The organism is Candidatus Villigracilis saccharophilus, from assembly GCF_016711665.1.
In genome coordinates, this window is record NZ_JADJSO010000004.1 from 21947 (window position 1) to 28603 (window position 6657).

General features: G+C 51.7%; 9 protein-coding genes. All 9 read right to left on the reverse strand.

The features are described 5' to 3' along the window. Positions 1-34 precede the first annotated feature (34 nt). Positions 35-1606 (reverse strand): UDP-N-acetylmuramoyl-L-alanyl-D-glutamate--2,6-diaminopimelate ligase, encoded by a 1572-nt coding sequence (locus tag IPL17_RS02110; protein ID WP_345305425.1) that lies wholly within the window; start codon positions 1604-1606, stop codon positions 35-37. Positions 1607-1693: 87 nt separating this feature from the next. After that, positions 1694-1915, reverse strand: a complete 222-nt coding sequence (locus IPL17_RS02115; protein WP_345305426.1) for a F0F1 ATP synthase subunit delta — start codon at positions 1913-1915, stop codon at positions 1694-1696. A gap of 17 nt (positions 1916-1932) precedes the next feature. After that, a complete protein-coding gene (atpF, locus tag IPL17_RS02120) occupies positions 1933-2412 on the reverse strand; it encodes a F0F1 ATP synthase subunit B (RefSeq protein WP_345305427.1) in 480 nt (159 codons plus the stop codon). Positions 2413-2431: 19 nt separating this feature from the next. Beyond that, a complete protein-coding gene (gene atpE, locus IPL17_RS02125; protein WP_345305428.1) occupies positions 2432-2671 on the reverse strand; it encodes an ATP synthase F0 subunit C in 240 nt (79 codons plus the stop codon). 76 nt (positions 2672-2747) lie between these two features. Next, the gene (gene atpB / locus IPL17_RS02130) at positions 2748-3728 is read right to left on the reverse strand and encodes a F0F1 ATP synthase subunit A (protein ID WP_345305429.1); all 981 of its coding nucleotides are present in this window, start codon (positions 3726-3728) and stop codon (positions 2748-2750) included. Between the two features lie 10 nt (positions 3729-3738). After that, positions 3739-3984, reverse strand: coding sequence for an AtpZ/AtpI family protein (locus IPL17_RS02135; RefSeq protein ID WP_345305430.1), 246 nt, complete (start codon positions 3982-3984; stop codon positions 3739-3741). Between the two features lie 118 nt (positions 3985-4102). Then, complete coding sequence (locus IPL17_RS02140; protein ID WP_345305431.1) at positions 4103-5578, reverse strand: NADH-quinone oxidoreductase subunit N; 1476 nt, start codon at positions 5576-5578, stop codon at positions 4103-4105. After that, positions 5579-6508 carry a proton-conducting transporter membrane subunit gene (locus tag IPL17_RS02145; protein WP_345305432.1) on the reverse strand — a complete coding sequence of 310 codons (930 nt, stop codon included), beginning with the start codon at positions 6506-6508 and terminating at the stop codon, positions 5579-5581. Beyond that, on the reverse strand, positions 6460-6657 hold a 198-nt coding region (locus tag IPL17_RS02150; RefSeq protein ID WP_345305433.1), incomplete at its 5' end, for a proton-conducting transporter membrane subunit. The genes IPL17_RS02145 and IPL17_RS02150, both read right to left, overlap by 49 nt.

A 6657-nucleotide genomic window follows, 5' to 3' on the forward strand; every position in this document is an offset into this window, starting at 1 on the left:
CGTTGCAGTCAGAAGTCAGGAGACTTGTGACCGATTAACTCTTCAACCAATCTTTTTCATTCATATTCTGCGAAGGGAGATAGGGCATTTGCGGCCCATCAATTCTCAAAAATTCAGAGAGCGCGGCGCGCATGGCTGTGCGGTCATCCCATAAATATTCGGTCTTTCCAAAGCACATGGATTGCTCATGACCTTTCCCGCATGCGAGAACTATATCTCCATCGCGGGCGAGCCTGAGCGCAAAACGGATGGCTTCACCGCGGTCCGCAATTCGCCAAAACGTTTCCCCTTCGCGGCCGCCTTTCGAGCTGGCGCCTGCCGCCATTTCTTCGAGAATGCCTTCAAGCGATTCCGTGCGCGGATCTTCAGCGGTCAGGATGGAAATATCCGCCAACTCGATGGATGTCTCTGCCATCATGCGGCGCTTCTCTTTATCCCTCAAGCCTGCGGAGCCAAAAATGGAGATGACTCTGCCCCTGGTCATTTTTCTGCCGGCTTCCAATGTGACTTTCAACGCGTTGGGAGTATGCGCAAAATCCACGATGGCGGTGAAGCTCTGACCCAGGTCAATACTCTCCATCCGGCCGGGAATGCCGTCCAGAGAAGCGATCCCATGCGCAGCGACCTCAGGATCAATGCCAAGACCATAGATCGCGACGGCCAGGGCGGCAAGGCAATTGGAGACATTGTACGCCCCGACCAGACTACTCTTAATCCCCACGTGTAAATCATCACGTAAGGCAGCGTTGAATGCAATTCCTGACGGGCTGTGTTGCACATCCTGCGCGCAAATGTCAGCATTGCTTCCGATTCCATAACTTACTTTTCGTGTTTTGATAAATTCATTAAGGAATTCAAAGGAACGGTCATCACGGTTAATGACACCCAAACGCGGATTCCCCTGAGGCTTTTCCTTTGTTAGCTCCAAACTACTGAACAGGCGCGCTTTCGCGGCACGATAATTTTCATAACTGCCGTGTTCATCAAAATGTTCATGCGTGATGTTCGTGACCACACCTATGTCGAACTCGCACGCATCCACGCGGTGCTGCGCCCAGCCGTGCGATGTGGTCTCGAGCACAACATGCGTCAAGCCAGAGTCAATCATTCTGGCAAGATAGCGTTGCACATCGTGCGCATCCGGCGTGGTGACATGAAAACCTGTATCCAGCACCTCGTCGCCAATAACCGCGTTGACCGTTGAGATCATGCCAGCTTTAATGCCGGCAGCGATAAGAATCTTATAAATGATGTTGCTCGTTGTGGTCTTGCCATCCGTGCCGGTGACGCCGATCACGGTCAGTCTACGGGCAGGCCAATTGTAAAAGGCGGCAGCCAGCCAGGTCAACGCTTGACGCGGGTTTTCAAGCTGAATGTATGGAACGCTGAGTCCGCTCAATTCCCTGCTCCCCACCACCACCGCGGCACCGTTCGCGATCGCCGTGGAAATGTAGTCATGCCCATCAACAGATCCGCCCTGCATGGCAACAAAAAGGCAGCCAGGTTTCACCGCGCGGCTGTCGATGGCAATTCCTGTGACCTCAGCTGCTGGAATATTCATTGGTTCGGAATATGGAAAATCAACAAACAAATTTTTTAGAAGCATTTATTTCGGTTTATCTCCGTTCAGTGTGGCTTAAAACAAAAAAGGGTTTTGGTAATTTTACCAAAACCCTTTTCATTAAGAATAATCTTACTTCAAAGTCTGGCGCAGACCTTCGAGTTTGCCGGCAACAGAGCCATCGAGAACCTTGTCACCCACTTTGATGACGAGGCCGCCCAAAATGGACGGGTCCACTTTGTAGGAAATGTTGTTGACAGAGACACTCTTCTTCACGGCATCCTGCTCTTTGCTGCTGAGCGGGAGCGCGCTGGTAACTTCAGCGGTTTCACCTTTGAGGTCGCCTTCAACCACGACAACTTTGCCCGATTTTACACCGAGAAGAACTCATCAATGAGGGCGTGCTGCTTCTTTTCATCCAATGCCTCACCGACGAGCTTGTTCGCGGCGGCAATGGCCAGAGCGGCAACCTGTCCGCGCAGATCGCCAAGAATGCGATTGCGTTCGAGTTCAGCCTCACCCATCGCAGCTTCGCGGGCTTTGGCGGCTTCGGCTTCAGCAGCGGCTTTGACATCCTTGCCAGCGGAAGCGGCGCGCTCGGTGGCTTCGCGAACGATCTTTCCAGCTTCTGCCTGGGCTTCAGCGCGAATCTTGTCCGCGTCCTTTTGAGCATCGGCACGGGCTTCCGCCGCGACACGGGCATCTTCCAGTCCCTGAGCGATCTTCGTTTTGCGGGATTCCATCATGTCCAGCATGGGTTTATAGACCCATGAATTCAAAGTGAGGAACACGATGATAAACGCAATGATCTGTACAATGAGCAGACCAAAATTAATACCAAGAGCTTCCATGTTTCTATGCTCCTATGAACTACACGACTTTGAAGAGCATGAGGAACGCGATAACCAAGCAGTAAATAGCGATAGCTTCAGAGAACGCGATTCCCAAGATCATGTTGGTCAACAAGTTACCATAGGTGTCGGGGTTGCGGGCCATGCCGGTGAGGGCACCCTGCACACTCAAACCGATACCGATACCAGCGCCAGCGGCGCCGATCATAGCCAAACCCGCGCCGACATAGCGCATTGCATCTAAAATATTTCCTTCCATGTTGCAAACCTCCTTAGGTTTATCCTGATATTATAAAATTTTGATGAAAATATCCGACAAAACAGTCGAAATGATTTTAATGCTCGGCGTGTTCTTCGCCGCCGTGACCCTGTGTAGCTTGCGCCATAAAGACCATGGTCAACATACCGAAAACGAACGCCTGAATGACACCCACGAACAATTCGAACATCATGATCATGGCCGGCAGGATCGAGATCTTTCCCAACAAACCAGCCACAATCGCCACCAACACGATCCCCGCGAACATGTTACCGAAAAGACGGAAGGCAAACGAAAGGATCTTCGAGACTTCAGAGATCAACTCAAGCAGACCGACCAGAAAATCCATCGCGCCAAAGAACGGCACTTTGAACATGCGGCGTGTATTAAAGAACTTACTCAAATAGCCAAGTCCCTGTGCGCGGAAACCGATCACCTGGATCATCACCACCGAGATCAAAGCCAGCGACACTGTGAAGTTCAAATCCACTGAAATACCGCGGAAGAACGGGGCGAGGACGTATTCCTTGCTTAGTTCGGGGTTATAAAGATGCCAGCCATGAAGTTCGCTTGCAGCATGTTCACCGCCATGAGGATGCAAAACACCAATGGACTCAAAGCCAGGGATCAACTTGAGCAGGTTGGCAAACAACACATAGATCATGATGGTCGCAAACCAGGGGAAGATCATTTTGGCATATTTGCCAGCAGAACCTTCAGTCAGGTTGTAGAGCATCTCGAGAATGGCTTCCATCACATTCCCAATGCCGCGCGGCACGAGGTCGGTGTTTTGACTATTCTTCAATGAACGGTTGGTGAAGAACGCAATAACAATCAGCAGGACCAGGGTCACTGCCAACGTGGGTAGCGTATTCACCAAATAGAATGGGCCAGCAAATCCGAGAAAGTTCTCAGAAATTGGCTCCAAAATCAGTTTTTCGGCAGCCACTGTGATCTCGGGTTGAACGGGCACAAAAATACCGCCCAGAATAAAACCCGCGATCATCAGCACCAGCACGACCCATCGGCGCCAGGGCCTTCGTTTCTCTTGTTCCAAAGTCCGCCTCCTAATCTGTTTTTTCTTTCCCTTCGGTTTCATATTTTTCCTTCAGCCGCGCCAGCGATCTTCGCGAGACATACAGCATCAGGAACACCGAAAGAGGAATACCAGCAAACAACAACACCAGAGTGAATACTGGTTTCGTTCCAAACGTATTATCAAGCCACAATCCGCCAAACACAGAAGCCAGAATGACCGCCAAGGTCAAACAGCCCACCTGCCCGATCACCACGATCAGCAGAGTGCTTATCATACTATTGCGACGGTTTTGCTCGGATTGTGCCATGCCGCACGATTATAACTGACAGGTCAAGATGATGTCAAACGGAAATCCATTTTGCATCATTCCTGACCTGTGAGGTGATTTTCAACTAGAACAAATTCAAGGCCGCGGCATCAGACCAGCTAAACCACGGAGCGAAAACAGTACCTACCAAAATTACGCCGATGGCCAGAATAGCCAATGCGATGGCATATGGGCGGGTTAACGGGATCGGGTGATTCTCTTCATCTTCATTCGGCATACGATATAGATAAACGAACTTCATCGTATTGAGATAGTAGTACACACCGAGGATAGAGTTGAGAATACCGACGATGATCAACCACGTGTAGCCTGCCTGCACACCCGCGGCAAAGACAAAGACTTTCGCCACGAAGCCGCCGAATGGAGGCATACCTGCAAGAGAGAGGAAAGCGGCTAGCATCATCAATCCCAGCCAGGGGTTGCGGCGACTCATGCCCGCATAGTCTTTGATGTCTTCGAGACCAGTCACGCGACTAAAAGCCATGACTACACCGAAGGCCAATAGATTGGTGACGATATACGCCGCGAGATAGAAGACTACACTTGCGGGTCCCAATTGTTCAGTGTTCGAAAGATCACTCTGCGGTAAAAACGCAACCACACCGATCAATGCATACCCCGCGTGCGCAATGGATGAATACGCAAGCAGGCGTTTGATATTGGTCTGCGAAAGTGCAAGCAGGTTGCCGACAGTCATCGTGATGGCTGATAGCGCCGCGAGGATCACGGTCCACGAGGGTGCAAAATCAGGGAAAGCGACAAAGAAGAAGCGTACTATTACCGCAAAGCCAGCAGCTTTGGAAGCCGTCGACAGGAAACCTGCAACAGGAGTTGGTGAACCTTGGTAGACATCAGGCGCCCAGAATTGGAAGGGAACAATGGCAAGCTTGAAGCCGATCCCAACTAGAACAAGAGCGAAAACGCTAAATGCGAGGAGCGCAGAAATATCACCACTGGTGAACATCTCAGCGAGTTGATACAGGTTCGTTGTACCAGCAAAGCCAAAGATCAAGCTGAAGCCGTACAGCATAATGGTGGATGCCAGCGTACCGAACAGCAAATACTTAAAACCTGCCTCAGTGGAGCGGTCATCAGCAAGCAAGAAACCTGCGAGAATGTATAGCGGAATGGAAGCGGTTTCGATCGCGAGGTAGAGCATGATCAGGTCCGCAGAAACAGCCATCAGGTTCATACCGAGAAGCGAGGCTAAAAGCATGATATAAGCCTCCCCGCGATGCCCAGCCTTCTCGTGATCCATCAAAAGAAGAGCGGTCACAGCAGCGGAGAACATGAACAGGATCTTAAAGAAGAATCCCAGCCAGTCAAAGCGGATCATATTGCCGAAGACGGCGGTCGGCTCGCCAGGCTGACCGAAGAGCAGGCTGACGATAATGGCGAGGAATAATCCGCCCGCAGTCAACCAGCCCGCATTACGGCGCTGGTCTTCCTTCCAAAACGGTTCAACGCAGAGCAGGAGCACCGCAAGGATGAGGATCAGAATTTCCGGGAGGATGGAAGCGAACATCACCTGAGTAAACATTTATGCACCTCCCAAGAGACGCAGGATATTCTCAACGCCTGTTTCGACCATGGGGACCATAATGGCAGGAAAAATGCCGATCAGGACCATGCAGGAACAAAGGGTAAAGATGGCGACCTTATCCAGCGCAGTAATGGGTGAAATGTGGCCTTCGAGTTTCTCAGGCATTGGACCGAAGAACACGCGGCGAATGGCGATCATGATATACGCCGCGGTAATAATGATGGAAATGCTTGCGATAACTGCCACAAGCCACTGCCTGCCCCACACGCCCATAAAGATCGGGAACTCGGCAACGAAACCGGAGAAGCCAGGCATACCCATGGAAACGAGACCGCCGATGATAAAGCCAACGCCAGCGAATGGCAGGGCTTTTGCCGCGCCAAGCCGGTATCTGACGAGATGCGAGCGGTCGTAGATCATACCGGTGACAGCAAAGAATAGAGCCGTCATGACGCCGTGCGAGAACATCTGCACGCCCGCGCCAACAAGGCCGTCATGGTTGAGTGTTGAAACGCCCAGGACTACAAGCCCCATATGGGAAACAGACGAGAAACCGATCATGTACTTCATATCAGTTTGGACGAAGGCGATGAACGCGCCGTACACAACCGCGACACCCGCGAAGATCATGATCAACCATGCCCATTGTTTCGCGCCTTCAGGCAGGAGCATGACGCCCACGCGTAAGGCAGCGAATGCGCCGAGTTTCATCAACACGCCCGCGTGGAACATGGAGACTGCTGTCGGCGCGGCAACGTGGCCATCAGGTGACCAGTTGTGGAAGGGCCAGATACCGCCCAAGACTGCAAAGCCGAGGAAGACGGGCAGGAACCAGATAAATTGGAAGGAAGCGGAGAAGCCCGCGCTTTCCATCTGGATCATGTCAAAGGAAAGTACGCCTGTGTTTTGATACTGTGTCCAGTACATGACGAGCGCGCCGACAAGGGGGCAACCACTGAACCGATGAACAGGTAGAGTGTCAACTTCATGGCCGCGTATTCACGAGTCTTGACCCAGCCCCAAATGGCGATGAGCAGGTACATCGGGAACACTGCGATCTCATAGAAGAAGAAAAG

What these genes read in the sequence shown, in the direction of transcription:
- IPL17_RS02110 (WP_345305425.1), bottom strand. Translation starts at nt 1,606, where the DNA reads ATGCTTCTAAAAAATTTGTTTGTTGATTTTCCATATTCCGAACCAATG.
- atpF (WP_345305427.1), bottom strand. Translation starts at nt 2,412, where the DNA reads ATGGAAGCTCTTGGTATTAATTTTGGTCTGCTCATTGTACAGATCATT.
- atpE (WP_345305428.1), bottom strand. Translation starts at nt 2,671, where the DNA reads ATGGAAGGAAATATTTTAGATGCAATGCGCTATGTCGGCGCGGGTTTG.
- IPL17_RS02135 (WP_345305430.1), bottom strand. Translation starts at nt 3,984, where the DNA reads ATGATAAGCACTCTGCTGATCGTGGTGATCGGGCAGGTGGGCTGTTTG.
- IPL17_RS02140 (WP_345305431.1), bottom strand. Translation starts at nt 5,578, where the DNA reads ATGTTTACTCAGGTGATGTTCGCTTCCATCCTCCCGGAAATTCTGATC.
- IPL17_RS02145 (WP_345305432.1), bottom strand. Translation starts at nt 6,508, where the DNA reads ATGTACTGGACACAGTATCAAAACACAGGCGTACTTTCCTTTGACATG.